The following is a 25,645-nucleotide window of genomic DNA, read 5'->3' on the forward strand; positions in this document are numbered from 1 at the left end:
CAGAATATATGGAATTCGAAAAGCCTTCCTTTCCACTCTGCATTATCTGTTATTGCTGGCGGCAGCCCACCGCCTTAGGTTTTGTTGTATTATGGCTGAACCACAAGCTTTTTACTGGGCATAGAATGCTGTGTCCGGGCAGTTACATGGGAAGTCACTGTATACTCTCCGTCCGTTTCTACTATTCCTTCAGCCTTATATGTACCATCCCCTGCTGATTCCCCAGTGAACTCCAATTTCTCGTCCGCATTGCTGTTATTTATGATTTCAAAAAGAACCTCTTTTGCATCATTCACCGGTTCGCCATCCTGTGTAACCAGCGCTTCAAAAGTCACCTTCTGGCCTGCAGTGACCTGCCGGGGACTCCAATTCAACTCTACTTTTATAGGCTCCATAGACATGTTTGCCACAGTATGCATATGACTTTCCGTCTTCCCGCCTCCTGAACAGCCTGAAAGAGCTGCTGCGATCATTACCGATAATAATGCTGCCAGCTTTCTTTGATGGATCATTTGGAATCCCTCCGAGTCAAGGTAGGTTAATATCATACTGACATCCCATGAAGCATTTCATTTCTATTATACACATAATATTCAGATAATCAGTAATCAAACTCTTTTTCCGCCCCAATTTGTGAGAATGGTCATAGACTCATTCAATCCTTACGAATATATTAATGCACAAAAAAACCGCATCCCATTTGGATCAGGATAACGGTTTTGGAAGAGATACTATAAAGATTTCACAAGCGGAAGAAGCTCACTAAGATGACCAATCTGATAGTCCGGTGTAATTTCGGGATCAGTTTCTTTACCGGTGCGGTTAATCCATACAGTAGTCAGACCTGCGCCAAGACCGCCAAGGATATCTGTGGTCAGCTTGTCACCAACCATAATTCCTTCCTCCGGCGAAATATCAAGCAGTTCCATCGCATGTGTGAATATCCCTTTGTCCGGTTTACCTTTACCGAAGTTGCCTGAAATCACAATATGGTCAAAGTAAGGAATCAGCTCAGGCACACCATCCAGCTTCTCCTGCTGCAACGCAGGGCACCCGTTCGTCAAGAGCAGTAGCTTCACCTTACCCTTGAGCTGATCCAGTACATGCAGTGTTTCTTCATACATGTAAGGACGGCTACGGCGTTCCGCAGCAAATTTAGAAGCCAGCTCTGCAGCCAGCGCTTCATCCTCCACACCCAGTGCTGCCAGCCCGCGGCGCCAGGATTCGTTACGGTAGACAGGTGCAAGCTGCTCCATCTTCCGGAATTCAAGCTGTTCACCTGCTGTGAAATTCCCCCACAGCGCTTCAAAAGGATTGATTCCAATCAGCTTGGTGAACGGAAACGTTTCATATGATTCATACAGATTTCTCGCTTCTCTGCGGACAGCTGCTTCCAGCTTCTTAGGATCGACGGATTCACCTGCTGCTTCACTGGCATAACGAAATGCTTCTTCAACGCTCCGCTCATCCCAGAGCAGCGTATCATCAAGGTCAAAGAGTACGGCGGAAATCGGCATTATAGTTCTCCCTCTCCCTATGCTGGACGTATCTTTCTATTCTTTCACATATTCCACATGATTCTGCTTGGCGAACTGCTCCAAACGCTCACCCATTGCATTAATGTCATAACGGTTGAGCAGCTTGGAGAATACCCACTGTGTGCGTTTACCTTTGTACTTAATGGAAACTGCGCCACGGGTGACAATAATTTTTTCAATATCCCCTGCCGGAAGCTGGCGTTCACGATTGTATTTAATGGTGGCAAGTCTGGCACGTTCAACCTTTAAATATGGACGACGGAAAAAAAGCAGTGCCGCGAGCAGGAAATACAATACAACTCCCAGCCAGTTGGCAAGAATACCGCTGCCCTTAGCTTCATCTATAGAGCCAACTACCCAGAACATGATGCCAAGCATCAATAATACTACGGGAAAAACAATATTGCGGCCTTTAAAAATATCGCTGCTCTTTGCAGCTGCAGAAGTGGTTGATGCATAGATGGAATCTTTCCCTTGCTTCTTGCGTTGCTTGTTGATTTGCTGTGTGTTGCGTTGAACCATTCTTTCCCAAGAACGGGCCATGTCAGTTCCCCCTAGTCATCCTATAATATCTATGAAAAGGAACAGAGCATCATTAACTCCTGCCTTGTTGCCTTGTTCATGCGCTTATTTGTCCACAATTTCAATAGTATTAAGCTGAGCACGGAAGTTACTGCGGATATTGCCCAGGTAGATCTCGCGAAGCTTGGCTCTTTCCTTAAGCTCCTCTTCATTCAGGCCGTCACTCTTCTGTTTGCGCGCTAATTCATTGATGCGGGCGACCAATTCGTCAATGTTCAATATGTTCCCCTCCCCTATAAATTCATTCTAACTTTGCCATGAGAAAAAGAGCTTGTCAAGGTCTGCTCCCTGAAAGCTCCTGGTATCCATCTATAGGCACTCCATCAGTATTAATATACAGGTAAACTTAGCACATCGCCGGCTTTGATGTTGCTGTTCTCAAGACCGCTCGTCCGTTTGATTCCTTCTATATATACAGCCGTTTTCATATGAGCCGGTTTATTCTTAAGTGCTATGCTCCAAAGTGTATCCCCGCGTTCAACAACAACCCTCTTCTCCTGTTTGGATGACAACACCGATCCCGCAAAAACATTGCCTACCACAGTAAATCCGGAAATCACTAATAGAAAAATCAAGGCCAGCTTTACAATTGTATCCTGACGGAGCAATCTGCGGCATGCTGCCGCTAATGAGAAAAGAAGATTCTTCATATCTAGTCTATCATTGTATGCAGAACGGGCTCTCGCTGTATGGTCCTCATGAACCTCGTCGTAAATACTGCGGTATGTGCTGTATTTTAACATATTAACCGGCCTCCAAACACTTGTTCTTACTTTCGAATTAATATAACACGAACATGTGTTTTGTTCAATACCTTTTTCGAACAATTGTTCCCTTATTCTCCGAACCCCTTTTCTGTTTATATCAAATCCGTTTTACCATTCTCCAGCTGCCATTCCCAATCGTTTTAGAACTTATGTTTGTACGAACGGAAGTTCTATGTTATAATTTTCCCAAACATAGTATATGGGGTTGATTCCGATGTCAAAGATTTCGAGTCGTCAACTGGCGATCCTGGAATTTATTCGTAACGAAGTCCGCAGCAAGGGTTATCCGCCTTCTGTCCGGGAAATCGGTGAAGCTGTAGGACTGGCTTCCAGCTCCACGGTACACGGTCACCTGGACCGGTTGGAGAAGAAAGGGCTTATCCGTCGTGATCCAACGAAACCGCGTGCAATAGAACTGCTGGGACAAGAGGATTCCGAGAATGTTCATCAATTTGTTCAGACGGTAACACGCATTCCAGTCGTTGGAAAGGTTACCGCCGGGGTGCCGATTACAGCAACAGAGAATATTGAGGATTACTTTCCACTGCCTACCCATTATGTAGGTGATAACAAAGTGTTCATGCTTTCTGTTCTTGGTGACAGTATGGTCGACGCTGGCATTATGAATGGTGACTATGTAATCGTCCGCCAGCAGCAGACAGCAGATAATGGCGATATCGTCGTTGCCATGACTGAAGAAGATGAAGCAACAGTTAAGACCTTCTACAAAGAACGTGATCATATCCGTCTGCAGCCGGAGAATCCCGCTTATGAGCCTCTACGTTTGAATCGAGTTACGATTCTGGGCAGAGTTATCGGCCTATTCCGTGATATTCATTAGTAAGTCCCCGTCTCATTTAAAACAGTTCCGCTTAATAGCGGAACTGTTTTTTCCTTTTCCCTCCAATCTACCAATTATTTTCTTCACACTATTTAGTACTCTTTGTTGCCCTATCTTGTCCCCTGTGCCTGATTAACCGAAAAGGAACATTTGTTCGCTTGTGATTTTCTATCTAATTTTCCAGAACTCTCTCTACACTCCACTCATATTCTGATCATAAAAGGAGTGTTGATCAAAATGCCCAATTATCGAATCATTACCGATCTGTCACAGCGGATGCTGTATCTGCTGGACAATGACACTGTAATTAGAGGTTTTCCTGTCGGCATAGGCAAGATGCTGTCCGTCTCTCCAGTTGGAGAATATACCATTATCAACAAACAGAAAAACCCCGGTGGCCCTTTCGGCGTTTTTTGGATGGGCCTGTCCAAGCCCCATTACGGGATTCACGGAACCAATGACCCTTCCTCCATCGGCAAAAAGGTATCCCATGGCTGTATTCGTATGTACAATGAAGATGTGTTAGCCCTCGCAGCAACTGTTCCCATCGGAACCCGTGTAACCATTCGAGAATAACAGCACAAAGGACACCTTGTGAGACATTTATCAACGTCTCACAAGGTGTCCTTCATGTTCAAACATTTATTTCGCATACAAACAGGAAAAGTGAAGTAATATGTCGAAACCTGTATATTGGTAAATTAAATCTTGAAAGGAAGTGTCTGGTTTGAATCAATCCAAAATAAGAACCCATGTCGACTTCAAGGTCGATGCATTAGGTAAGCTCTCCAATCTTTTACTGAACAATAATCATGGGGAACGCAGAGTCAATATCCTTACAGCCTTCGGCAGCATTCAAGGCAATGTAGCTTCGAACACCAGCAGTAATGAGGATGTATTTAACCTCAAATCATTGATGGACGATGTCATCGTTGATGAATACATTTCCTACTTGGGTGCTGAGCATCCTGAAAAGACATTCAATTACAATTTTGTAGTCTTGGATAATGTGATTGTACGGCCTTTCGCCAGCTTTGGAACTGAAATTGAATATAAACAGCTAATTGTCTACTCCGAGCAAATAACGTCCTTCAACTTCATGTAAAACCTGTTTATGACTACATATTGAAGCAATAGGCGACTAATGTGTCTCCCGGTGAATCTCAGGCTTATACCATTCACGACCCGGGAGCACATTGCTCTTATTGCTCAGTCTGCTCATATCCAAGCTCATCCAGAATGCCTTCAGCCAGTACAAGCTGCACCACTTCCGGCTCCTTCAGCTTCCTGGCGTAGACTACTGCACTTTTGGTAACTTTCTCGATCAATCTTCGGCCCTGTTCCTTGGTGATCGACACTTCTACCCCAGAGCGCCCTACCACTTCAGATAAGCAAAAAAAGACAATGCGCATACTATAATTTTCCCTGCTTAAAAAGTAGAACAAGTAAGGAACATTCTTCAGCAGACGATCCACCCAATTCGTAATCTCACGGATCTGATAAATCTCCCTGCGATCCTGCTCATACCCGTTAAATATGAGCGTTACCTTCCCGCGCATTTTCTTTTTCTCATACTTCTTGAATTCCCGTAAATAATTCTCCAGTCTTCCCTTCTCCACATCTTCCCTAGAAATATTCAGCACTGTAATATCTTCTAAAATCTCATTCAGACCAGAAGTAATTTCCACTCCGCTAGTTTCCTGCTGCTTCTGTAATCCAATACGCTGCCGTAAATCTTCTTTCATCTTTATCACCTTTCACTTATGTAAGATATTCGGATTCACACCTATGAAAAGGCATCCCGGGGGATGCCTTGGATTACAAGACTTCTTTTAAAGTTTCTGCTCCAACCATTAAACCTTACAGCACACTTCTAAGCAATCGGATAGCCGCAGCGTTTAAGCGTAATGCTTCCCGTATGGAAGCCCTCGCAGCCAGCAGCTCACGTCTGGCACGGCTCGGGTTTGGCACCCGGCGCAAGTTTTCATTGATTTCTTCCAGTCTTTCCAGCAAAATAGCTCTTTGTGTCCGCAGCAAACTGATGGCTCTGCGGATTCTCGCACGTTCGCGTTCTGTCATCATTACACCTCTTTTACGTTTTATAGTATAAGAGATGCAATAACAGCCGTATTGGTATGTGTTATCCGGCAACAATAACAGCTTATTAAAACAAAAGAGCCGCTTTTCAGCAGCTCACAGACTCAGGTTAAGCTTCCTTGACCTTAATAGAGATCACATTCGCCGGATTAATGTGTTTGCCGCCCGCCATAATCCATTCTGTAAGTCCGCTAGATTTCAGATGTGCCCGTGCTTCCTCCGCCGTCTTGAATGTGGATTCCAGTTCTTCAATTTGTCCATTCACATATTGAAGCTCATAGTGAACTGCACTCACAATGAACCACCTCCTATTCTATTAATTCGACATCAGGAGTGGTTTACCTTTAACGTAAGAACTTGTCCGTTACTCTTGCTTCTTAGGCACACGGACTCTGAATTCAAACCCTTCCCGGCTGTAACACATTCCTGCTACAAGTACATCTTCAGGCGTCCATCTCTGCACAGGTCCGGCATAATCTGCTATGACGTGCGGTTTGCCATCAATCAATTGAACAACGTATACCTTCACTTGTGCGAGAGCTGCCGCGAACAAGTCGGCATCGCTCGTCAGAACCTTATATGTTGATTTCAAAACAGCTCCTCCTTATCTCCTGTTTCCCACTGCTCATAAATTACACATTTTTAAGCAATTATGTACGAATCCCAAGCAGCAAAACCGTTAAGACAAGTATTACAATACAATACTAATAGTCACCTACATAATACCACGATTATCTTCCCAATAATCAGAGCTGAACCACAAAAAATATGCATGTGGGTCATATTTCATTCTATTGGTAGTATACAGCCGCATGGAACAATATGTAAACGGTTAAGCAGGCTAATTTTATCAAAAACCATTCCCCTTCTTTTTTGGCATTCGTTCAAAATGATGTGTTACCGCTGATATGCGTGTCATTTTCATGACTTAGCTTGCCTTTCTGTCCATGATTTGATAAGACTAAGGTAGTTTGTTCCCAGATTGGAAATGAGGAGGATGCACATTGGAAGAAGTACGGATACAAAAAAAAGACCGTGCCGTCAGCTTTAGGGTGATCGAGGAGGAAGGCGAGTATATCGTTTTTGACATGTCACTCTCAAACCCGGCCAGCAGCCGCACCCATTATACCGGTAAACAGTTCGCAGAAGCTTGGAAAGCAGTTGAATCAATTCTAGGCGAAACTGAGATTCCTGATGAAATAACAAAATATGCAAATTCTTAACTCAGAACTTAAGGGCCCCGGAAAACGGGGCTTTTGGTTTATTTAGCGATATCAATTTACGAACATTAGTTCTCTATTTAGTTATCCGCAATATAGAACGGAGCAACTCCCCAAAACCTATAAGAACATTCCCCCAATAGACGACCACATGGCTATATACACACCAGTCAGTACACTTTCAGCGTTAACTGCTATTGGAACAGAGACAATTAATCCTGCCACCAATAACAAACCGCCAAAATATTGAAGATATTCACCTTTCACATGATTCACTCCTCTCCACTATATTTGCAAGGAGCATTTGTACTTGATTCAGCTCTGCCTTTTTGCGGTCGATCTCCTTCGGTTTCGGTGGAGCAACGCGAGTTTGCGGTTCATTGGCAATCTTTCTTCCCCTCCAGCCTTATTCAACTCCTTAAGCTTTACTAAGGTGACACAGCGAAACCCCAATATTCAGCTAACGATTGTATATAATCTTCATAGAGAGCTTGATCGTCGCGGCCCTTTAGAACAGCTTGATCGTGAAACCCTCCGGTGGGACGGCCGCGGCCGGTTCGGTGTCCAATCCAATTCCTATTTCGCTTGAAGTATCGTACCGGTGCAAAACCCCGATTTCCAAGCAGTCGGACAGCATCTTCGCATAATGTTGGAATCATGCCTTACAGGCGCTTCGAGATGCCTGTTCCTATCAGAAGCCCCTTCCGCGCGACCACATATCTAAAACACCTTTTAGTATTTAGGGTATTCTGTGAATGTACATCATTTATACGCCGGTAGCCTGTCCACATTAATAAATTCTCAATAATGCTCTTCCTTAATAAGCGCACCACCATAAAACCCCGCCAGTACACTGACGGGGCAATGAACACGTTAAATAAGCGGTTCTTGAATCAAAGTGGCAAAATTAAATTGGTGCTGATGACCATCATTTAAAGTAGTGAGACCCGTAACAAAATGTACATGCTTGCCATTTCCAACCGAAATAGCCGGCCCCGTCCTAATCTTTTTGAGATTATGAAAATGGTTTAAGAAATCCGTTTTAGTGAGATCAATTTCATGGACATGGCTCTTCCCTACCCGAATCGCTTGTCCCGTAACACCTGCGAACCGATGGTTATGTCGATCTGCACCTTCTTCTGCCAATTTGGTACTACCCTCAAATTCATGTACATGCCTCTGCGTCAATTTAGCAGATCTTACTTTCTTTAATATAGGATTTTTATTCTGCATTCGTTGCCTGCCTCCTTATAATAGTGAACAATAACATCCTATTGAGGCAAGCGAATGTATGTGTTAGGCAACTGTTAAAATCCTAATGATTTTTTACGACATCACGTTTACTTCATTCTGTACGGCCTATTGAAGGGCTCATAAAACTCCACACAAAAAAACCCTCAACGCCAACGGCGCCAAGGGCTGCTTCATCCTAGTAAAGAGTCATGTACTGATCTCTTTCCCATTCGTGTACTTGTGTGCGGTAGATATCCCATTCGATCTCTTTCAGCTCATAGAAGTGAGCCAGTGCATGTTCACCAAGGGCTTCAGTAATAACATGGCTGCGGATCATTTCGCTTAATGCTTCCTTCAGATCGGACGGCAGACTAGGAATTCCTTCTTCAATCCGCTCTTCCTCAGACATCACATAGATGTTGCGGTCGATGGGAGCAGGAAGATCCAGCTGACGCTTGATACCGTCTAGACCTGCCTTCAACATTACAGCAAGTGCCAGGTACGGGTTAGCTGCAGGGTCCGGGTTACGAACTTCAATACGTGTGCTGAGTCCTCTGGAAGCCGGGATACGAATCATTGGACTACGGTTGCTCGCAGACCAAGCTACGTAGCAAGGGGCTTCATAGCCGGGCACAAGACGCTTGTAGGAATTCACTGTCGGGTTCGTGATGGCTGCAAAAGCACGGGCATGCTTTAGGATACCCGCCATGTAATAACGGGCAGTTTTGCTAAGTCCAAGAGTGTCGCTCTCGTCGTAGAACATATTTTCACTGCCCTTGAACAGGGATTGGTGAGCATGCATCCCGGATCCATTCATACCAAAAAGAGGCTTGGGCATAAAAGTAGCATGCAGGCCATGTTGACGGGCAACCGTCTTCACGACGAGCTTAAAGGTTTGAATTTGGTCGGCAGCTTTGATGGCATCTGCATATTTGAAATCAATCTCATGCTGGCCGTAAGCTACTTCATGATGAGAAGCTTCAATTTCAAAGCCCATTTCTTCCAGTGTCAATACGATTTCGCGGCGGCAGTTCTCCCCAAGATCGGTCGGCGCCAAATCAAAATATCCACCCTGGTCATTCAATTCTGTTGTCGGATTGCCCTTCTCGTCTGTTCTGAACAGGAAGAACTCTGGTTCCGGTCCTACGTTCATGGCTGTAAAGCCCATTTCTTCAGCTTCCTGCAGGCAGCGTTTGAGAATACCACGCGGGTCACCGGCAAAAGGTGTACCGTCAGGCATATACACATCACAAATCAAACGCGCAACCCGGTTTTCTGCAAACCAAGGGAAGATCACCCATGTACTGAGGTCAGGAAAGAGGTACATGTCAGATTCTTCGATTCGTACATAACCTTCGATGGAAGAACCATCGAACATCATTTTGTTGTCCAGCGCCTTTTCCAGCTGGCTGACAGGAATTTCTACATTCTTGATCGTACCGAGCAGGTCGGTAAATTGCAGACGAATAAAACGGACATTTTCTTCCTTTGCGATACGCAGGATATCATCTTTTGAAAAGCTCACTTTACCCTCTCCCTTTCACGTCTCTTTGTATTATTTATTAAAAAACCGGGATAGCTCGCCTTGAATAAGAGATACTTGTCCCGGTCTTTTACCGGAAACCAGTTCCTGCTTCAATAAACGGTGCAGCTGTGAATCAGATAACTCTCTACGTCTAACCTCTGTGTCAGGGGTTATGACAGTAGCTTCTTCCGATTCCTTCGATACAGGGTTCATCACCTGCTTAATGCCGGCGATATTTACCCCCTTCTCGATTAATGCTTTGATTTCCAAAAGACGTTCTACATCATTGAATGAGAACAAACGCTGATTGCCGGATGTGCGCGCGGGCACGATCAGACTGTGCTGCTCATAATAACGAATTTGTCTTGCAGATAAATCAGTCAACTTCATTACGATTCCTATAGGAAATAATGCCATATTTCTGCGGATTTCATCACCCATGACTCATCCAACCTTCCAATGATCTTTTTCTCATCTCATTGTACATTTCCTTATTTGGCGTGTCAATGGTGTGTAAGATATTCTCACAAGATTTTATGTAACCTTAAGATTTCAAGTGAAGTGAATGTAAGCTAAAACATAACATGACCTCCGAAGTATATCACAGAGAACAATCCACAAGCAAAAGCTGGAACTCTCCGTGACACAAAAAAACCCACCAGCCGAAGTGGGTGAGCAATACTATAGCACTGCTAAGGTAAAGCGCTGCGAAATAAGATTCTATAAGGATAGCTTATAACTGATCGTCTTTATGTACCGACTCAAAGCGTTCCCGGATCTCACGGTTCTTTGCATAATTGTACAAGTCCAGAGCCGTAATTCCTCTACGGGCCAGCTTCACAAATAAAACAAATGCGTAAATTCCCAATCCAACACAAACCAGCCAAAACAAAAATAGCAGTACGTTCAGTCCTCCTGCAAAGAAAAAACCAGGTTGTTGGGTTACCATTGTTCACCTCTTCTTTCGTATGTATAAAATGAAAACCCCCACCATGATTGAAGTAGGGATTCGCATTTCTGCCCGAACACTGATTCAAGCATATTAGACTTGGGGGATTATGTAAATCTGGATTCAGTAAATTTCACAGTAATTTACGATCTCTCATACTCTGCAGTGCCATCAAAACTCCGAACTTTACATGAGAATACGTTAATCCGCCTTGCATATATCCGATATACGGAGCACGTATGGGGGCATCTGCTGATAACTCCAAGCTGCCACCCTGAATGAACGTACCTGCCGCCATGATGACAGGATGCTCATAACCAGGCATATCCCACGGTTCAGGAACCACATGACTGTCCACAGCTGCAGCACGCTGGATACCCTGGACAAAGGCAATCAAATGCTCTGGTCCATCAAAGGCCACCGCCTGGATCAGATCCGTACGCGGCTCATGCCATGCCGGCTTAGTTGTAAAGCCGCAACGTTGAAACACGGCAGCTGCAAAGATACTGCCTTTGACTGCCTGCCCAACTGTATGCGGGGCCATAAACAGTCCCTGATAGAGCCCGCGTGTCGTTCCTAGCATGGCGCCTACTTCCCCGCCAATACCCGGCGCAGTTAGCCGGTATGCTGCCAGTTCCACAAGATCTTGACGGCCGCAGATGTAACCGCCGGTTTCCGCGATTCCACCGCCGGGATTTTTAATGAGCGAACCCGCTACGAGATCAGCCCCGACCTGTGGCGGCTCAAGTTTTTCCGTAAATTCTCCATAACAGTTATCTACAAATACAATGACGTCAGGTTTGATTGATTTGACGCGTTCCACCATTTCGCCGATTTCAGCGACTCTGAATGAAGAACGCCAGTCATAACCGCGTGAGCGCTGAATACCGATAACTTTGGTCTTTTCGTTGACAGCCAGTTTTACCTCTTCCCAATCGATCTTCCCTTCAGCCGTTAACGCCGTTTCATGGTATCCAATTCCGAAATCGGCCAGCGAGCCTGTCCCGTCTCCCGGTTTGCCAACAACCTTGTGCAGCGTATCATAAGGACGTCCCGTAATATACAATAGTTCATCTCCGGGCCGCAGCACACCAAAAAGTGCGGTTGAGATTGTATGCGTGCCGGAGGCGAAATGCGGGCGTACCAGCGCCGCTTCGGCTCCGAACACCTCGGCATAGACCAGGTCCAGCACTTCTCTCCCACGATCGTTATAGGCATATCCGGTTGAACCGGCAAAATGGAAGTCACTGACCTGCTGCCGCTGAAAGGCTTCGATCACCTTCCACTGATTATGATCCACAATCCGGTCAAGCAACTTCACTGCACTTTCAATTTCAAGCTCTGCGGCTTCAGCCGCCTGAATAATATCTTCTGCAAAAACTGCCATACCTTTTGTTCTCTCCTTATTTCAATCTATTACTTTGTTCTTAAACAAATTTGACCAGCAAGAAGAAACGGCTGGATATCCGCCGTTTCCGAAGTAATACCTTGAATCCACCTAATTCCGGTTACTCCTGCTCTACGTACTCTGCAAGCTTGTAACTCCATTTTCCGTAATCCTCTTTATTGAGACGCACGTTGTACAACACATCATTTTCTTCAAAACTCTGCTCTAGCACCTCACCTACACGGTAGAGCAGCGATGAGAGGTCTCCTCTGTCTCCGGGAATGCGGAAGGTTAGCGTATCACCGGCAAGCTCGTCGGCTATAATTTCTGTGATCCGTGTCAGATCTTCCGGGTTAAAGGCGCTGATCTTCAGATAGCCAGGACCCGAAGGCAGCATTTCCAGCTGTTCAGGCTGGCAAATGTCACTTTTGTTGAAGAGCACTATTTGCGGTTTTCCGGCAGCCCCAAGGTCCTGCAGGATCGACTGCACTACATCCATCTGCTCCTGCCTCATGGGAGAAGAAGCATCCACCACATGCAGTACCAGATTGGCTTCATTGACCTCCTCTAGAGTTGCACGGAAGGAGGCTACCAAATCATGCGGCAAGTTCTGAATGAATCCAACGGTGTCAGTCAAGACGACTTCTTTGCCTGCAGGCAGCTGAAGAACACGTGAAGTAGGGTCGAGGGTAGCAAACAGCTGATTCTCGATATAGACATCCGCATCAGTAAGCTGCTTCAGGAGTGTGGATTTCCCGGCATTGGTATAACCGACCAGCGCAACCTGGACAGCGCCGCTCTTGCGGCGCCGTTCCCGGTGAAGTTCACGCGTCTTGACTACTTCATCCAGCTGATGTTTCAGTTCAGTGATCCGGTCACGGATATGGCGGCGGTCTGTCTCCAGCTTGCTTTCCCCTGGACCTCTGGTTCCGATCCCCCCGCCAAGCCTGGACAGATTCTTACCATGGCCGGATAGACGGGGCAGCAAATAAGAGAGCTGTGCCAGCTCTACCTGAATGATACCCTCTCGCGTTTTGGCCCGGCCGGCGAAAATATCCAGAATCAACTGAGTTCGGTCAATGATTTTCAGGTCAAGCGCTTCCTCAAGGTTACGTACCTGTGCTCCGGAAAGCTCTTGGTCAAAGATAGCCGTATTCGCCCCAAGACCATCAGCGGCCATTCGCAGTTCTTCTACTTTACCCTTGCCTATAAACCACTTGGAATCGGGAGTCTCCTTGTTCTGGCGCAGCACGTCGAGCACCTGCACTCCGGCAGTCTCTGCCAACTGAACCAGCTCCTGCAGAGAGAGCTCAGGGTCGATGCCCGTGCGCTTGATTTTGTCAGTAACCAGACTCACCAAAATAGCCCGGTCCTGTACTTCTTTTTCTGTATCGTGGGTCGTGATTGCCATGAATGTCATGCTCCTTGTCCTTGTACACATAAGTTGTGTATCAGCCGTGGTGAATATTATTCCTACAATTTGAAGTCTTCGATGCGAAGTGTCATCAGCTCCTGCTTCCCCGGGCTGTTGTTCTCATATTGATTCAGCAGCCGAACCGCTTGGGCACGTACCGCCTTTTCAATAGAGTTGCGAACATACCGCGCATTGCTGAAGGCATGGAGACTCTCCGTCTTTTCCAGCAGCAGATGCTGCTTTAGTTTGAGTATGGCCTGAGGCATCAGAATATAATCGCGCTCTTTGGACATCAGTTCAGCAATCTGCAGCAATTGGTCTATAGTGTAGTCCGGAAATTCCACCTGAATAGGAAATCTGGAAGGAAGGCCGGGATTACTCATTAGAAAATAATCGATCTCACTGGAATACCCGGCCAGAATCAACACGAATTGACTACGGTGATCCTCCATGGATTTAACCAGGGTGTCAATTGCCTCCTTGCCAAAATCCTTATCTCCGCCACGGGCAAGACTGTAAGCTTCGTCAATAAAAAGAATGCCTCCGAGCGCTTTTTTCACCAGGTCTCTTGTCTTCTGGGCTGTATGTCCGATATATTCGCCTACAAGATCAGCTCTCTCTACTTCAATCAGATGGCCTTTGCTCAGAACGCCCATCCGCTGAAACAGCTTGGCGACAATCCTGGCGACTGTAGTCTTTCCGGTTCCGGGATTCCCCTTGAAGACCATATGATAGGCCTGACTCCCGCTGGCAAGTCCCGCATCACTGCGCATCCGCGCAATCTGCAGCAGTGCATAAATCTCGAACACCAGCTCCTTGATATTATCCAGGCCTACGAGTGCGTCCAACTCCCGGCTGAGCTCCTGAAACAATTCGCTGTGTCCGTTATTTTTGGGGACCGCAGCCTGTGCGGGACTATCTGCAGCCGAGTGGACTACTGCCGGCATTTCCTGATTCCTCAGCACAATATTGATTTGACGTGACGGTCTGCCTTCCTCCCGTCCACTTGCCGCCGCTACGCGTCCATTCACCTAGTTCACCTCATTATCCAGGGCTGACCTTTTCTATATCCTATATCAAGTCTATTCCGGTTCACGAGGTCTTATTAGCAGTTTCAGGAACTTGCGGACAAATTAGGCTGATGGGTTAGCGGCAGTCTGTACGGGGCTTGCTTTTCACAGAAAAAGTTGCTGCATCTTCCATTTTGTATAAGCCAGAATCTCACGGGTTTTGTATTTGAACATCGACATAACCTTGGAATCGGTCAATCCCAGTTCAGGGCTGGAATAATTCAGCTCTTTGGCAATTTCGAATGCGCGCTGGCCATGAAATGTATGTGTAACAATAATAGCTGTCTTTAATCCTTCTGTTTGCATAACCCTTTGACTGAACTGAAGATTCTCATAAGTGCTGGTAGACTTGTTCTCCAGAAGTATAGCCGTCTCAGGTACACCCTTTCCTACCAGATAGTTCTTCATTCCTTCGGCCTCAGTATATTTATAGTCAGCCTTATCCAGACCTCCGGACACTATAAACCGGGTGAACTTGCCTTCCCGGTAGAGTCCAAGCCCATAGTCAAGCCGTTCCTTTAGTCCGGGACTGGGTTCATCTCCCCACATGGACATACCGAGAATAATACCAGCATCCGCTTCCTGCATTGGATTCGTCGTGGCACCACTGTTGATTCTGCCTAGAACTGATGCGCACCATAGAAGTCCGGCAACAACACAAATGACCAGAAGAATGAACAGATTTCGTTTCAGCCGAAAACGTTGTCCTTTGCGGGACACCTTACGTATCGGGGATGAGCCTCTTTGATAGACATACCAATCCATGGTTATTTCCTCCTGAATTCTCCGTGATGGAACAATTCGGCACGATGCTTCAAGGAGAGGGAGAAATAAGGAAAAGCATGAGCATCTATGCTGCGAAGAATACTGTTTGCTGTAGCCCAGGCTAAATTATAGTCGCTGTCTGTAATGTCCTCCCGTTCCAGCGCCTCCTCCAGCTCGTCTTCATCGAGCAGAAACACCTCTCCGTTCCACAGCACCACAACATCCAGATAAAGATCATCGAACCACGGCACACCCTGGTCGGTGACTCCTTGTACTTTGCAGGTATCAATATACCACTGTACGATGTTTTGCCGTTCGTCGAACATTGCCGTCACAATATAATGGCTGTCTTTTGGAAAATACTGCAGCCATGAGTACCCTTTGTCTGCTATACGGTATGTATGTTTGCCGTAGCTCTTCCATAGCGGTTCCTTCAACCCATAAATCGTATATAGTGTGATGTATCCGCTGAATTCCCGGCTCTCTACATAGCGGCAGGCAAAATGGCGGCGCGTAATCCGGCGCCAGTTGGCCCGGTCTCCGAATTTACGTTTCATATGAATGACCCTCTCAAGAAATGGTGTATTCAGCTTAACACATTTGCAAGATACACTCAAAACATCCCTTGTAAATTCCGGCAACCGCTGTTGATCAAAAGCAAGACAAAAAACCCGTCAGCTGGAATCTCTGCTTCATAGGCGGGATTCTCAGCTGCCGGGGCAATTGGATCATACATTATAGAATTTACAAAATCTACTACTGCGGAACACTACCCTCATTAACCAAGCCTGCAGCCGGGTCGGTGGTGGGAGCCGCACCGCCCTCTGTCCCAGCATTGCCGCCGCCTGCTCCAGTAGTTACAGCGGGATCGGTAGGAGCTGTAGTAGCCGGTGGAGGAGTGGACGAGGCTTGGGGGGAATCGGATGGTACTCCTCCGCCATTGCCATTTCCATTGCCGCCAGGATTGCCGTTACCAGGATTTTCTCCGTTTCCTGCACCATTCCCATTTCCATTAGCGTTCCCGTTGTTTCCATTAGGATTGCCATTGTCTTGGCCATTGCCGTTAGTACCGCCATTGCCCGTCTCATCTGTTGGAAGATTCGGATCTATTGTCGCTTCCGGCTCCTGTGTAGGCGGCTCATCCTGAACCTCAACAGTGACAGCAGCAGAAGGTTCGCTCTCCACATCCAGTTCCGGATAATAAGCCGTGACGTAATATTCGTAGCTCAATCCAGGCATCGCACTGATATCTCCGACACTGGACGAGACCGTATTCAGCAGCGGGCTGAATTCTGCTTCCGACGTTTCACGGCGGTAGATCCGGTATTCCACACCTTTTACCGGTGAAGGCTCCCAGCTAAGGTTGACCGTCATCGTCGAAGCGTCATAAGCTGCCTTCAGACCGCCTACAGGCTGCGCCGTTTCCGGTGTTGCCGTTGGTTCAGGATCACTTACGCCTTCAGGTTTCGGGAACGACTTATTAGGCACGCCCTCCAGTGCTTCCTCCATCACTTTGCCCCAGAATGCAGCAGCCAGCGGACTGCTGTTCTTCAGCAGATGGGTTTTGCTTGGTTTGTCATAGCCCATCCAAACAGCAGCGGTCCATTCCGGAGTATATCCAACAAACCAGACATCACGGTTCGAGCTGATGCCATCGTATCCGCTTTGTGTTGTACCGGTTTTACCGGCTACAGGACGGTTGATTCTGGCTTTTTTCCCCGTCCCGTCTTCTACAACCTTCTGCATCATTTCAGTCATCTGGTATGCCGTATTCTCACTCATAACCCGTTCAGGCTTGGTATTGGCCTTATAGACGGTGTCTCCATCGCTATTTGTAATCGATTTAATCGAGTAAGCCTCACGCAGATCGCCACCATTGGCAAAGGCACTGTAGGCCTGAGCCATTTCCATGGTGTTCGTGCCCTCGCTCATCCCTCCCAGAGCCAAGGAAAGGTTCTTGTCCTCATCCTTTAGGTTAATCCCGAGCCTTTTGGCAAATTGGAATCCCGTATTCACACCGATTTCGTTCAACAGCCATACCGCCGGGATATTCTCCGACTTCGTCAGGGCTTCTGCCATGCTGATCGTCTTTGAATAACCGTGCAGGTTATTTGGACAATAGGTGCCAAAGCACTGCTTCTCGTTGCTGAGCATGGAATCATTCGTGAACTTCCCTGATTCCAGCGCAGGTGCGTAGGAAACCAGCGGCTTAAAAGAAGAACCTGGCGAGCGTCGGCTGCCGTCCACACGACTATAGCCTTTTTTCTCATAATTTCGTCCACCGAGGAGAGCCACAATGCTGCCATTCTCCTGATTGATGATCGTCATCGAGCCCTGTACCAGTTGATCGTCAACGCTCTTTTCAAAATTATCGCTGTCGGCAAAGGCCTTTTCCACCGTCTCCTGGGCATGTTTGTCCATGGTCGTATAGATTTTGTATCCGCCGATATTCAAATCATCTTCAGTCAATCCGAATTTTTCTTCCGCTTCATCAATTGCATAATCTATAAAGGCCTGGTACCGTTGTTTGCTTTCCGGCGGCTTATAGTTATAATCCACCACTTTCGCCTCGTCCATCTGCTCCTTGGTGATATAGCCCTGCTCATACATCAGCTGGAGTACTACACCACGACGTTCTTTCGAGAGCTCTGGATTACGCAGCGGGTTATAGCGGGAAGGCCCCTTCGGCATCGCTGCAAGGGTGGCGATCTGCCAAACGTCGAGTTTGTTAAGATCACCTTGACCAAAATAACGGATAGATGCCGCTTTGATCCCGTAAATCGTGCCGCCAAAGTTGATGCGGTTCAAATACATCGTAATAATTTCATCTTTGGTTTTTTCATTCTCCAGAGCCACGGCAATAGAAACCTCAGTCGCTTTCCGGAAAAAAGTCTTGTCCCGTGTCAGAAAGATGTTCTTCGCCAGCTGTTGGGTGATCGTGCTCCCGCCTTCGACCATACTGCGGGCCGCTATATCCTTGACAGCTGCTCGACCGATCGACCAGAGATCGACGCCGCTGTGTTCAAAAAATCGCTTATCCTCCGTGGCAACAAACGCATCGATCAGCAACTTCGGAATATCCTCATGCTCCACGGGTTCACTCTTCTCCAGTGCCAGCTCGCCGATCAAATTTGCGTTGCGGTCATAAATCTTTGTAGTCTCATGAATCGATAATTTGTCCTGGTTTTCACTCAGGAGCTTCTGCCCGTTTAACATAATGAACAGGTAACCGCCCAACGCACAAAAAACTGCTAATGCCGTGGCAAAAAACAACGTCCATAGCACACGCTTCTTGGTTAAAAACTTTTTCTTTTTCTTAGGTTTACCTTTAGAATTTGAATTTGAGTTCGATGACTGGCTTCCTCTGTCTCTATTGCGGTTCGTCCTGGATATCTCGTCTCTGGACATGCTGCCTCCTGACTCCCTCTCGGAACTTTCCTGTAATGAAGTGCACGAATGAAAAGAACAACCTTCACAGGTTGCTCTCTCGCACTCTCTATTCAAACGATTTATAAACAAAAAGGTTTCGCTTTAAGACTGTAAAATCTTATTCTTCGCTTCCATTGTCTTGCATAAGTGATACGCTGCGCTGTGGTGTAAAGGTGGAAATCGCATGCTTGTACACCATCTGCTGGCGGCCGTCACTGTCGATGACAATTGTGAAGTTGTCGAAGGCTTTGATGATTCCCCGGATTTGAAAGCCGTTGGTCAAATATACTGTAGCAGGGATATTCTCTTTACGCAGTTGGTTCAAGAACGTATCTTGGATGTTAATGGACTTGTTCATATGACGTACCCCCAATGGTTCAATTAGATTGTTCAGAAGTATATTCAAGACCTTAGGTAAACTTTCCTGCTATTATAGCACGTATTTAGCCATTACATCAATGAAGTAAAATCGTGGCTAATCTCCACATTATGTCCTAACGTTGATGTTTTTGGCCTTTTCTATAAAAACCTCTTTAAGCTATTTTAAGCACAAATGTGATTTTTACGTGATTTTCCACGGCTCCTTCTCTATCTGATTATAGGTGGAATCTAAATCTCTTCTATATAGTTCTCTCAACTATATGTTAAATCTAAGGCACCCTTCCCGTCAATCTCATTGCTTCCAGTAGGGAACGCTTGAGAAGGCATTGCAATAAATAAAAGATAAATAAGCCTAGTCAATACAATAAATATGTAATTGATAATGTATCTTGCATTATCCCACGCTGGATGGCTTGACTTGCCTTCAAATATTCCCGTTAAGGATGTTCTGGTGTTCTCGATCTCCTTTAGGAGATATAAGATCCAGCAGCTCACAACCACCATGCCGGCCTATTACGGCATCTTTGATATTTTGATGTATAAAGGTCAGGATCTCACTGGATTGCTGCTGCTACGCCGCAAGGAGATACTGGCAGGATTATCCCTACCATCTGGCAGTTACGGCATAATGACGAATATAAATCGTGCAGGCGAGGCACTATTCGAACAGATTGTAGAACGAGGGAAGATCAATCAAGCGGATTCTTTTCTAGTTAACAGGCGTGAAGTTTTTATAATGTTTGATTATTTTCTGGCTATGATCTTCAACAATCGCGTCCGATTGCGGAGGATTAAAGAGAATACAGTTCTATTACTTTTTCTAAAGGATTTTAATTCGGACTACTCATATCAACAAAATAGGGTAACTGCCATTTTTGAGTTTTCATCGCTTGTTTACTACTCGGACTATCCCAGCTAGGATAAACTCTTATTGCCATTTTGCCCTTTGTTGAAGCAGACCTAAGAATGTTCTGTTTTAAAAGTATTTCTTTTGGAAAAATAAATTGCCCAAACTCATTATCATTTTTAAAGGTTGTTATCACTAATAAATCCGGGGCTTCCTTTCGTCCTTTTCCCAAAATGCAACAAATTGCCCTACTTTGGTAGGGGTTATATTCGAAACTCTAAATCGAATTGTTTTAGAAGATAACTGAAATGTACCAGCACCATACTTAGAATTTTGCTTTTCTTCTTGAACTGACTTTACAGTTAAGTGATTCGACTTATAAATCTTTTTATTGACATAAGTTAATGCTGTAAAAAAATGATTCATTTCTTCTCCCCTAAATTTCACACAAAATGGCCCGATTTCTGAATTGTCATAATCCACTCTGTCGACATAATTATTTCAAACTTTAATATAAATTTCCCAAAGCCACATTACCGATTATCCTGGTTTATCCTCCACTCGTCTATATCGTTCGACAGAAAAATCCCGCCGACCAGTTGAGGTTGACGGGATTTTGCCGATTCTATCTGAATGCATGCTTCAGTGCTTCCGACTCGTGTAAATGAATAATACCGCGTTTGTCGCATTATGCAAATGAAAAATAGCCCGCCAACTGAAACCACTGGGCAAAATTCCAAAGACACCCTAATCGGGATAACCTGCATAGGCTAAATCGGGGGCACCCTGATATTTATGAGGATGTAATGTCATGCCCATCATGAGGAACCAAAAAGGTTCCTTTTTATTTAATTATTATCTTTTTATTTTCCTGCTATCCGATCTCAATATATACATACTCACTAGAATGACTGCCAAATAAACAAAAAGATGGTTTGATTTGACTTCTCCATAAATCATTAATTGAAGTGCTCCAATAATTGCCAGTAGCAAAGGAATATACGCTATTTTTTTCTTTGAAATATCATTATTTTTCTTAAAAAACATTCTCGACAGAATGATAAATAGGAAGGTAATGACAGTAACGAAAGTCATAATTATCGCATATGCAGTTATCATTTGCCCCCCCATTCTCTTAATAATAGTTCATCGAATTGTCTATCATAGTCGCTCCAGTTGCTTCCAAGAGAGCAACGACAGAGCCAAGCTAAGCAGGTGGAATTGTTGCAACCGTCGCCGCTAATAAAGTCGCTACAGCAGCTGGTTGTTGTTCTTTCCAAGACTTTGTATGTGGCGGACAAATAATCAGATCCTAACCACTCGATACAAACTGAACAACCCCAATTACTGTAAGAATAATAAAAATCCCAATAATAATGCTCAGTGTGGTCCAAACAAGCTTCCGAGGTCCAGTAGCAGATGATTTCTCAAGTCTTGAAATTCGTTCTTCAAGCTCATTTATCTTTTTTTCTGGATCATTATTCAACCGATCCCCTCCAGACATTGAATTTCCTAACGTTACACTTATATTGATTATACTTAATTTGGAACAATATGTATATGAACTCCAAGTCTATTGTAAAATCCTCCAACCGCTGGAGAAGTGCTTATCGATACCATCAGAAAATACTGGCGTGTCTGAACTCAATCAGGCGATGATTCAGAGGGATTTTTTTATGATAATTTTATCAGGATTGGATGGGAGGATTAAATCACCATAACCTCTTGGACAACCTTCTGCCAGTTAGATGCCTTTCCCCCGCCGTTCCGGGCGGTATCCACAACAGCGCTCAATCAGTACCGTAGTAGAAGCGCACAACACAATCTGAGGAAAAAATAATAGTGCTTGCTTATGCGATTATTCGTTTTCGTTAAAACCACAAGACCGCCTTACATACGGGTGGCTATGTTTGATTCACTTAATATTCTATTTCCCGATGATTTTACTCACAGCATATAATCTCTTTATTCCTTCTGTCCCTACCCACCCACCTGCACTCGCCAAGATGATATTATGGAAAAGCTTCATGGCTATAGAATATGTCAATGTACCAATGATGATTTCAATAACTAAGAACCTCAGGACAACTCCCTTGGTTATAATGTAGACTTTGAATTCTTGATTATGAAGCATTGGTCTCATCATCCACCTCATAAGGGTTTATGTAACCAATATGCTTCAATCAGGTTGTCTAATTCCTACTTAGACTCATGAGTTGAATCCATTTCAGGTCATGTATTCCGGAAATGGTCAATGAAATCAAAATATTTAAAGTGCCCTAAAGCGTAATATCAATCCCGTTATTGTTGTCATTCTTGGCAACCAGGAGATCGGCGTCCGCTCCGAATCCGTAGCATATGTGTCGTGCTCTTTGCTCAAATCCTTTACGGACTTTGTTACAATGGAAAACAAAACCATTTTACTGAATGCCTGAAATCGAAGCCAAAGTCATCAGCATCGATTGCGGGTCATCAATATCAATAATTCCCGGCCATGCTTCTTATGCTCACTTTAAAAGAACTTAAGGTAGCAGATTCAGAAATAGCTAAAAAACTGATAATGTTAATTTGGTAGCGATTTACAGAGAATCGTCATTTGGTACGAGATCAATTTTAACACTGACAGGTGAACAAACTAATCAAGAAACACAGGAAAGAATCATTTATACGAATAAAAAAATGAAAACTCAGCTCTAATTGACTTGATTTATTTAAACTCTTCAGTCGGTAAAGACATGATTTTCTGGCCAGCACGTATATAGCCCTCGACTTCACCCGTCGATACTTCCGCTCGCTCATCCCTAGTTCCCCACGCAGAAAGTAATCATACCCATCCTCATGCTCAAGATAACGCAGCTGAATGATTTCTCTCTCAGGCCAAGGCCAAGGTAGTGGGGGTCTTTGTATATCACTCTATAAATTCTTTTAACATAAATGTAGTTTATTCCATCGTGGCTAGTCCCTTGTGGCAAAAAAAGGAAATTGGGCATATAACTATTTTGAACGCAAAAACACGATGAAAGTAGGAATCGAAAAATGAATTATTATCAATCTGGGTACAACTTTCCTTACCCAACTTACCCAGCGCAAACAGCATATCCTCAGACATCAGAAAGCAATTATTCACCGCGAGACAGTACATTTTCAACACGCCGTATCCAATTTGATGCCGCAGGTGCAGATGGAAACAATTTAGATGTTTTCATTATCACTAATTCACTCGAACAGCCGATAGTAACTCTCGCAGACAATAATGGATTCCCCTATGTCAGAGACTTCTATGCTAAGGCTATTGAACATCATGGATATAAAGGAATTCGTTTGACACTTCGTTTTGAAGGAGCAGCCGGCGGAGGTCGGGGATTTGCTGTCAATATTGCACAGCCTGGTATGAGCGGAAACTTCGCTGTTTTTCCGATAAGTTAAGCACTGTTTGTAGTTACTTGAAGACTGCATCAGAAAATTCAAAACTAATATGTTCATTCCCCCTCCAATTTAAGGTAGGGGTTCTTTTGGGTTCTCTATTCACTTTCCTTTAAGCTTTTTCCGTAGCTCCATGAAAGGCTTGAGGCTTATGCGAAAACTGAGATTAAGGAACGCACGATGGAACGGTTGGCCGATCAGTCAGAAAACACTTAACAATCATATGCAAGGCATTATGAAGCATACATTCAATGGAGAGTCATACCTCATATTTTTAGACACATCTGTCACAAAAAAAGATGCCTCCGAGAAAGTGAAGATTCACTTCGGAGACATCCTTCAGACTGAATTTTAGCAAGAAATATGATTCTACGTGATTTACAACTTTTGAGAACACGTAAAAACTATATTATCAACAGCTACAATGCTTCATTAAACTTGTCAGCTATTTTAGCACGGATTTTGGCAAAATTCTCTGAAAAGTTTTGGCTCTCATCGACGTCGATCCACTGAATCTCTTTCATGTGGCGGAACCAGGACAACTGTCTTTTGGCGAATCGGCGGGTATCGCGTTTAAGTAGTGTCACTGCTTCATCCAGCGTCACTTCGCCCGCGACGTATGCGGCAATTTCCTTGTAGCCCAATCCCTGCATGGACACCAGGCTTCTGCTGTAGCCGTGTTGCAGCAGTCCTTCCACCTCAGTGACGAGTCCGTCCGCCAGCATCTGATCAATTCGGTCTTCAATACGTTTATATAGTATTTTCCGGTCCATTGTCAAACCGATGAGGCACAGCTCATACGGGGATTCCTTTTTCTGGTCCGCATGGGATTCGGAAAGTGTGACCTTTGTCTGATGGTGAATTTCAAGCGCACGGATGATCCGGCGGCGGTCATTGGGATGCAGTCTGGCAGCGCTGACCGGGTCCACAGCAGCCAGGCGGGCATGCAGCGCCTCAGCTCCATGCACCTCTGCAAAGGCATCCTGCTCGCTGCGGAATGCTTCGTCTGCTACAGCCTCTGAGAAGCGGAAACCGTAGCAAAGGGACTCAATATATAAGCCTGTGCCGCCTACTATAAAAGGAAGTTTCCCCTTCTGGCTGATCTCTTCGATCAGCCGCCCGCCCTGTTCCTGAAATTCAGCAGCAGAATAAGAATCCTGAGGATCATGAATATCGATCAGATGATGGGGAATTCCCATCATTTCCTCAGGTTTGATTTTGGCTGTTCCGATGTCCATCCCCCGGTAGACCTGCATCGAATCACCGGAGATAATCTCAGCATTATAGGCCTCTGCCATTTCAAGGCTAAGCCTGGTTTTGCCGACTGCTGTCGGGCCAAGCAGCACCAGGACCCTCCGTTTTGTCTCAGTTGTCAATGGATATCACCCCGTACGAAGTTTTGGCGCTGGCCCGAAGCAGCTCGGTAAAACCAAGCCGGGAGAATTCCCCGCTTAAGGCTTTTTCTTTCAAAAGAACCGTTTTGCGGGCGACTCTGACGGCCTCAGCAACACTCTCCGGTGACAATGCTTCCGCATTCGCGAACTGGCGCAGAGGGGATATCGCCGCCGAATCCGTCAACGGCACACGGAACATCGGGTCAAAATAGACAATATCGATACTGTGATCCGGCTGTTCCCGCAAATAAGTCAAATGATCACTATGCACGACACGCACGCGTCTCAGCGCGGCATTCACTTTTTCCTGTCCGGAAATATAATGGCTCATGCCTTCGAGAAGCAGCGCACAAAGCGGCAGGGAGCTCTCTAGTGCCGTAACCATGGATTCTTCCCCGCCGTGCACCGCAAACAGCAGGGAATCGCTGCCCAGTCCCGCCGTACAGTCCAAGACACTATCGCCCGGAACCATTCCGGCGGCTTCCAGCATTGGATCATGCTCACCCCGGATAATCCGTTTAGCCCGGACAAAACCCATGCTGGGATGGAATTCCATCGGCGGCATACCGGGAGTAATCAGCCGCACTGCCTCCTGCAGAACTACCAGAATCTCTCCGTCCCCATACCGTTCCACCATCTTGGCCATGGACAATTTGCCTCTTTGCGCATAGATTGTGCCCGTTTTTACTGCTAGATTCTTGGCCCGTATTTCAATCTCCGGGATCGGGTCAAAGCCCGTTGTTATAATCATGTTGCCTCCGTTCCTGCTCACAACAAATTCCA

Annotated in this window: 30 protein-coding genes and 1 pseudogene; 6 read left to right on the top strand and 25 right to left on the bottom strand. The window is 45.5% G+C overall.

Going from position 1 to position 25,645, the window contains the following annotated elements:
* Positions 1 to 89: 89 nt before the first annotated feature.
* From ACTJKB_RS01900 to ACTJKB_RS01920, 5 genes are all read right to left on the bottom strand, one after another.
* Entirely contained in the window at positions 90 to 512 is a 423-nt protein-coding gene (locus tag ACTJKB_RS01900) for a FixH family protein (protein WP_440831564.1), read from the bottom strand.
* 219 nt (positions 513 to 731) lie between these two features.
* The gene (locus ACTJKB_RS01905; RefSeq protein ID WP_440831565.1) at positions 732 to 1,517 is read right to left on the bottom strand and encodes an HAD family hydrolase; all 786 of its coding nucleotides are present in this window, start codon (positions 1,515 to 1,517) and stop codon (positions 732 to 734) included.
* A 36-nt stretch (positions 1,518 to 1,553) separates the two neighbouring features.
* Entirely contained in the window at positions 1,554 to 2,081 is a 528-nt protein-coding gene (locus ACTJKB_RS01910) for a hypothetical protein (protein ID WP_440831566.1), read from the bottom strand.
* A gap of 84 nt (positions 2,082 to 2,165) precedes the next feature.
* Positions 2,166 to 2,339, bottom strand: coding sequence for a DUF896 domain-containing protein (locus ACTJKB_RS01915; protein ID WP_440831567.1), 174 nt, complete (start codon positions 2,337 to 2,339; stop codon positions 2,166 to 2,168).
* A gap of 110 nt (positions 2,340 to 2,449) precedes the next feature.
* Positions 2,450 to 2,863, bottom strand: coding sequence for a LysM peptidoglycan-binding domain-containing protein (locus ACTJKB_RS01920; protein WP_440831568.1), 414 nt, complete (start codon positions 2,861 to 2,863; stop codon positions 2,450 to 2,452).
* A 238-nt stretch (positions 2,864 to 3,101) separates the two neighbouring features.
* On the opposite strand from ACTJKB_RS01920, the gene lexA reads away from it, so the two are divergent.
* The 3 genes from lexA to ACTJKB_RS01935 all read left to right on the top strand — a co-directional run bounded on the left by lexA (position 3,102) and on the right by ACTJKB_RS01935 (position 4,833).
* The gene (gene lexA, locus ACTJKB_RS01925; protein ID WP_025704214.1) at positions 3,102 to 3,728 is read left to right on the top strand and encodes a transcriptional repressor LexA; all 627 of its coding nucleotides are present in this window, start codon (positions 3,102 to 3,104) and stop codon (positions 3,726 to 3,728) included.
* Between the two features lie 237 nt (positions 3,729 to 3,965).
* Positions 3,966 to 4,304, top strand: a complete 339-nt coding sequence (locus ACTJKB_RS01930; protein WP_440831569.1) for a L,D-transpeptidase — start codon at positions 3,966 to 3,968, stop codon at positions 4,302 to 4,304.
* 151 nt (positions 4,305 to 4,455) lie between these two features.
* Complete coding sequence (locus ACTJKB_RS01935) at positions 4,456 to 4,833, top strand: hypothetical protein (protein WP_440831570.1); 378 nt, start codon at positions 4,456 to 4,458, stop codon at positions 4,831 to 4,833.
* A 97-nt stretch (positions 4,834 to 4,930) separates the two neighbouring features.
* On the opposite strand, the gene ACTJKB_RS01940 is transcribed toward ACTJKB_RS01935, so the two are convergent.
* The 4 genes from ACTJKB_RS01940 to ACTJKB_RS01955 form a co-directional block, all read right to left on the bottom strand.
* Entirely contained in the window at positions 4,931 to 5,473 is a 543-nt protein-coding gene (locus ACTJKB_RS01940) for a hypothetical protein (RefSeq protein WP_440831571.1), read from the bottom strand.
* 115 nt (positions 5,474 to 5,588) lie between these two features.
* Positions 5,589 to 5,807, bottom strand: a complete 219-nt coding sequence (locus ACTJKB_RS01945) for a hypothetical protein (protein WP_074084562.1) — start codon at positions 5,805 to 5,807, stop codon at positions 5,589 to 5,591.
* A 127-nt stretch (positions 5,808 to 5,934) separates the two neighbouring features.
* The gene (locus ACTJKB_RS01950; RefSeq protein WP_074084563.1) at positions 5,935 to 6,120 is read right to left on the bottom strand and encodes a hypothetical protein; all 186 of its coding nucleotides are present in this window, start codon (positions 6,118 to 6,120) and stop codon (positions 5,935 to 5,937) included.
* A gap of 69 nt (positions 6,121 to 6,189) precedes the next feature.
* Complete coding sequence (locus ACTJKB_RS01955) at positions 6,190 to 6,417, bottom strand: hypothetical protein (protein ID WP_074113193.1); 228 nt, start codon at positions 6,415 to 6,417, stop codon at positions 6,190 to 6,192.
* A gap of 412 nt (positions 6,418 to 6,829) precedes the next feature.
* On the opposite strand from ACTJKB_RS01955, the gene ACTJKB_RS01960 reads away from it, so the two are divergent.
* Positions 6,830 to 7,048 (top strand): hypothetical protein, encoded by a 219-nt coding sequence (locus ACTJKB_RS01960; RefSeq protein ID WP_440831572.1) that lies wholly within the window; start codon positions 6,830 to 6,832, stop codon positions 7,046 to 7,048.
* A 117-nt stretch (positions 7,049 to 7,165) separates the two neighbouring features.
* On the opposite strand, the gene ACTJKB_RS01965 is transcribed toward ACTJKB_RS01960, so the two are convergent.
* The 12 genes from ACTJKB_RS01965 to hfq form a co-directional block, all read right to left on the bottom strand.
* Positions 7,166 to 7,312, bottom strand: coding sequence for a hypothetical protein (locus ACTJKB_RS01965; protein WP_440831573.1), 147 nt, complete (start codon positions 7,310 to 7,312; stop codon positions 7,166 to 7,168).
* Positions 7,313 to 7,918: 606 nt separating this feature from the next.
* The gene (locus ACTJKB_RS01970; RefSeq protein WP_074100362.1) at positions 7,919 to 8,278 is read right to left on the bottom strand and encodes a YmaF family protein; all 360 of its coding nucleotides are present in this window, start codon (positions 8,276 to 8,278) and stop codon (positions 7,919 to 7,921) included.
* Between the two features lie 196 nt (positions 8,279 to 8,474).
* Entirely contained in the window at positions 8,475 to 9,803 is a 1,329-nt protein-coding gene (gene glnA / locus ACTJKB_RS01975) for a type I glutamate--ammonia ligase (protein WP_074087142.1), read from the bottom strand.
* 30 nt (positions 9,804 to 9,833) lie between these two features.
* Positions 9,834 to 10,244 (bottom strand): MerR family transcriptional regulator, encoded by a 411-nt coding sequence (locus ACTJKB_RS01980; protein WP_019910684.1) that lies wholly within the window; start codon positions 10,242 to 10,244, stop codon positions 9,834 to 9,836.
* Between the two features lie 292 nt (positions 10,245 to 10,536).
* Positions 10,537 to 10,752, bottom strand: coding sequence for a hypothetical protein (locus ACTJKB_RS01985; RefSeq protein WP_440831574.1), 216 nt, complete (start codon positions 10,750 to 10,752; stop codon positions 10,537 to 10,539).
* Between the two features lie 133 nt (positions 10,753 to 10,885).
* Entirely contained in the window at positions 10,886 to 12,139 is a 1,254-nt protein-coding gene (locus ACTJKB_RS01990; RefSeq protein ID WP_440831575.1) for an aminotransferase class I/II-fold pyridoxal phosphate-dependent enzyme, read from the bottom strand.
* Positions 12,140 to 12,260: 121 nt separating this feature from the next.
* Entirely contained in the window at positions 12,261 to 13,550 is a 1,290-nt protein-coding gene (hflX, locus tag ACTJKB_RS01995; protein ID WP_440831576.1) for a GTPase HflX, read from the bottom strand.
* Between the two features lie 62 nt (positions 13,551 to 13,612).
* Positions 13,613 to 14,584 carry an AAA family ATPase gene (locus ACTJKB_RS02000; RefSeq protein WP_440831577.1) on the bottom strand — a complete coding sequence of 324 codons (972 nt, stop codon included), beginning with the start codon at positions 14,582 to 14,584 and terminating at the stop codon, positions 13,613 to 13,615.
* Between the two features lie 144 nt (positions 14,585 to 14,728).
* The gene (locus ACTJKB_RS02005; protein WP_440831578.1) at positions 14,729 to 15,388 is read right to left on the bottom strand and encodes a YdcF family protein; all 660 of its coding nucleotides are present in this window, start codon (positions 15,386 to 15,388) and stop codon (positions 14,729 to 14,731) included.
* A gap of 2 nt (positions 15,389 to 15,390) precedes the next feature.
* A complete protein-coding gene (locus tag ACTJKB_RS02010) occupies positions 15,391 to 15,945 on the bottom strand; it encodes a DUF402 domain-containing protein (protein WP_440831579.1) in 555 nt (184 codons plus the stop codon).
* A gap of 199 nt (positions 15,946 to 16,144) precedes the next feature.
* On the bottom strand, positions 16,145 to 18,796 hold the full coding sequence (locus ACTJKB_RS02015; protein ID WP_440831580.1) for a PBP1A family penicillin-binding protein: 2,652 nt from the start codon (positions 18,794 to 18,796) through the stop codon (positions 16,145 to 16,147).
* Positions 18,797 to 18,935: 139 nt separating this feature from the next.
* Positions 18,936 to 19,175, bottom strand: coding sequence for an RNA chaperone Hfq (hfq, locus tag ACTJKB_RS02020; RefSeq protein WP_025703341.1), 240 nt, complete (start codon positions 19,173 to 19,175; stop codon positions 18,936 to 18,938).
* A 405-nt stretch (positions 19,176 to 19,580) separates the two neighbouring features.
* Between hfq and ACTJKB_RS02025 the strand changes: the two genes are divergently transcribed.
* Positions 19,581 to 20,117, top strand: coding sequence for a hypothetical protein (locus ACTJKB_RS02025; protein WP_440832764.1), 537 nt, complete (start codon positions 19,581 to 19,583; stop codon positions 20,115 to 20,117).
* Here ACTJKB_RS02025 and ACTJKB_RS02030 read toward each other — a convergent pair.
* A pseudogene (locus tag ACTJKB_RS02030) lies at positions 20,029 to 20,471 on the bottom strand (MepB family protein). The gene ACTJKB_RS02025 and the pseudogene ACTJKB_RS02030 overlap by 89 nt on opposite strands.
* Before the next feature lie 886 nt (positions 20,472 to 21,357).
* Complete coding sequence (locus tag ACTJKB_RS02035) at positions 21,358 to 21,531, bottom strand: hypothetical protein (protein WP_440831581.1); 174 nt, start codon at positions 21,529 to 21,531, stop codon at positions 21,358 to 21,360.
* 1,550 nt (positions 21,532 to 23,081) lie between these two features.
* On the opposite strand from ACTJKB_RS02035, the gene ACTJKB_RS02040 reads away from it, so the two are divergent.
* Entirely contained in the window at positions 23,082 to 23,471 is a 390-nt protein-coding gene (locus ACTJKB_RS02040; RefSeq protein ID WP_440831582.1) for a hypothetical protein, read from the top strand.
* Positions 23,472 to 23,887: 416 nt separating this feature from the next.
* On the opposite strand, the gene miaA is transcribed toward ACTJKB_RS02040, so the two are convergent.
* Positions 23,888 to 24,844: a tRNA (adenosine(37)-N6)-dimethylallyltransferase MiaA gene (gene miaA, locus ACTJKB_RS02045; RefSeq protein ID WP_440831583.1), complete on the bottom strand. Its 957-nt coding sequence runs from the start codon at positions 24,842 to 24,844 to the stop codon at positions 23,888 to 23,890.
* Positions 24,834 to 25,613: a class I SAM-dependent methyltransferase gene (locus tag ACTJKB_RS02050; RefSeq protein ID WP_440832689.1), complete on the bottom strand. Its 780-nt coding sequence runs from the start codon at positions 25,611 to 25,613 to the stop codon at positions 24,834 to 24,836. The genes miaA and ACTJKB_RS02050 overlap by 11 nt, the downstream gene beginning before the upstream one ends.
* Between the last annotated feature and the right edge of the window lie 32 nt (positions 25,614 to 25,645).

It is taken from the genome of Paenibacillus sp. 22594, assembly GCF_052044425.1.
Classification (GTDB): domain Bacteria; phylum Bacillota; class Bacilli; order Paenibacillales; family Paenibacillaceae; genus Paenibacillus_AQ.

Bases quoted from the DNA above. Each gene is read 5' to 3' on its own strand.
- ACTJKB_RS01920 (WP_440831568.1), bottom strand. From the start codon at position 2,863: ATGTTAAAATACAGCACATACCGCAGTATTTACGACGAGGTTCATGAG.
- ACTJKB_RS02010 (WP_440831579.1), bottom strand. From the start codon at position 15,945: ATGAAACGTAAATTCGGAGACCGGGCCAACTGGCGCCGGATTACGCGC.
- ACTJKB_RS01990 (WP_440831575.1), bottom strand. From the start codon at position 12,139: ATGGCAGTTTTTGCAGAAGATATTATTCAGGCGGCTGAAGCCGCAGAG.
- ACTJKB_RS02040 (WP_440831582.1), top strand. From the start codon at position 23,082: ATGAATTATTATCAATCTGGGTACAACTTTCCTTACCCAACTTACCCA.
- hflX (WP_440831576.1), bottom strand. From the start codon at position 13,550: ATGGCAATCACGACCCACGATACAGAAAAAGAAGTACAGGACCGGGCT.
- ACTJKB_RS02005 (WP_440831578.1), bottom strand. From the start codon at position 15,388: ATGGATTGGTATGTCTATCAAAGAGGCTCATCCCCGATACGTAAGGTG.
- ACTJKB_RS01985 (WP_440831574.1), bottom strand. From the start codon at position 10,752: ATGGTAACCCAACAACCTGGTTTTTTCTTTGCAGGAGGACTGAACGTA.
- ACTJKB_RS01945 (WP_074084562.1), bottom strand. From the start codon at position 5,807: ATGACAGAACGCGAACGTGCGAGAATCCGCAGAGCCATCAGTTTGCTG.
- hfq (WP_025703341.1), bottom strand. From the start codon at position 19,175: ATGAACAAGTCCATTAACATCCAAGATACGTTCTTGAACCAACTGCGT.
- ACTJKB_RS01980 (WP_019910684.1), bottom strand. From the start codon at position 10,244: ATGGGTGATGAAATCCGCAGAAATATGGCATTATTTCCTATAGGAATC.
- ACTJKB_RS01970 (WP_074100362.1), bottom strand. From the start codon at position 8,278: ATGCAGAATAAAAATCCTATATTAAAGAAAGTAAGATCTGCTAAATTG.
- ACTJKB_RS01910 (WP_440831566.1), bottom strand. From the start codon at position 2,081: ATGGCCCGTTCTTGGGAAAGAATGGTTCAACGCAACACACAGCAAATC.
- ACTJKB_RS01940 (WP_440831571.1), bottom strand. From the start codon at position 5,473: ATGAAAGAAGATTTACGGCAGCGTATTGGATTACAGAAGCAGCAGGAA.
- ACTJKB_RS02050 (WP_440832689.1), bottom strand. From the start codon at position 25,613: ATGATTATAACAACGGGCTTTGACCCGATCCCGGAGATTGAAATACGG.
- ACTJKB_RS01930 (WP_440831569.1), top strand. From the start codon at position 3,966: ATGCCCAATTATCGAATCATTACCGATCTGTCACAGCGGATGCTGTAT.
- ACTJKB_RS02015 (WP_440831580.1), bottom strand. From the start codon at position 18,796: ATGTCCAGAGACGAGATATCCAGGACGAACCGCAATAGAGACAGAGGA.
- ACTJKB_RS02025 (WP_440832764.1), top strand. From the start codon at position 19,581: ATGTATCTTGCATTATCCCACGCTGGATGGCTTGACTTGCCTTCAAAT.
- lexA (WP_025704214.1), top strand. From the start codon at position 3,102: ATGTCAAAGATTTCGAGTCGTCAACTGGCGATCCTGGAATTTATTCGT.
- ACTJKB_RS01905 (WP_440831565.1), bottom strand. From the start codon at position 1,517: ATGCCGATTTCCGCCGTACTCTTTGACCTTGATGATACGCTGCTCTGG.
- ACTJKB_RS01900 (WP_440831564.1), bottom strand. From the start codon at position 512: ATGATCCATCAAAGAAAGCTGGCAGCATTATTATCGGTAATGATCGCA.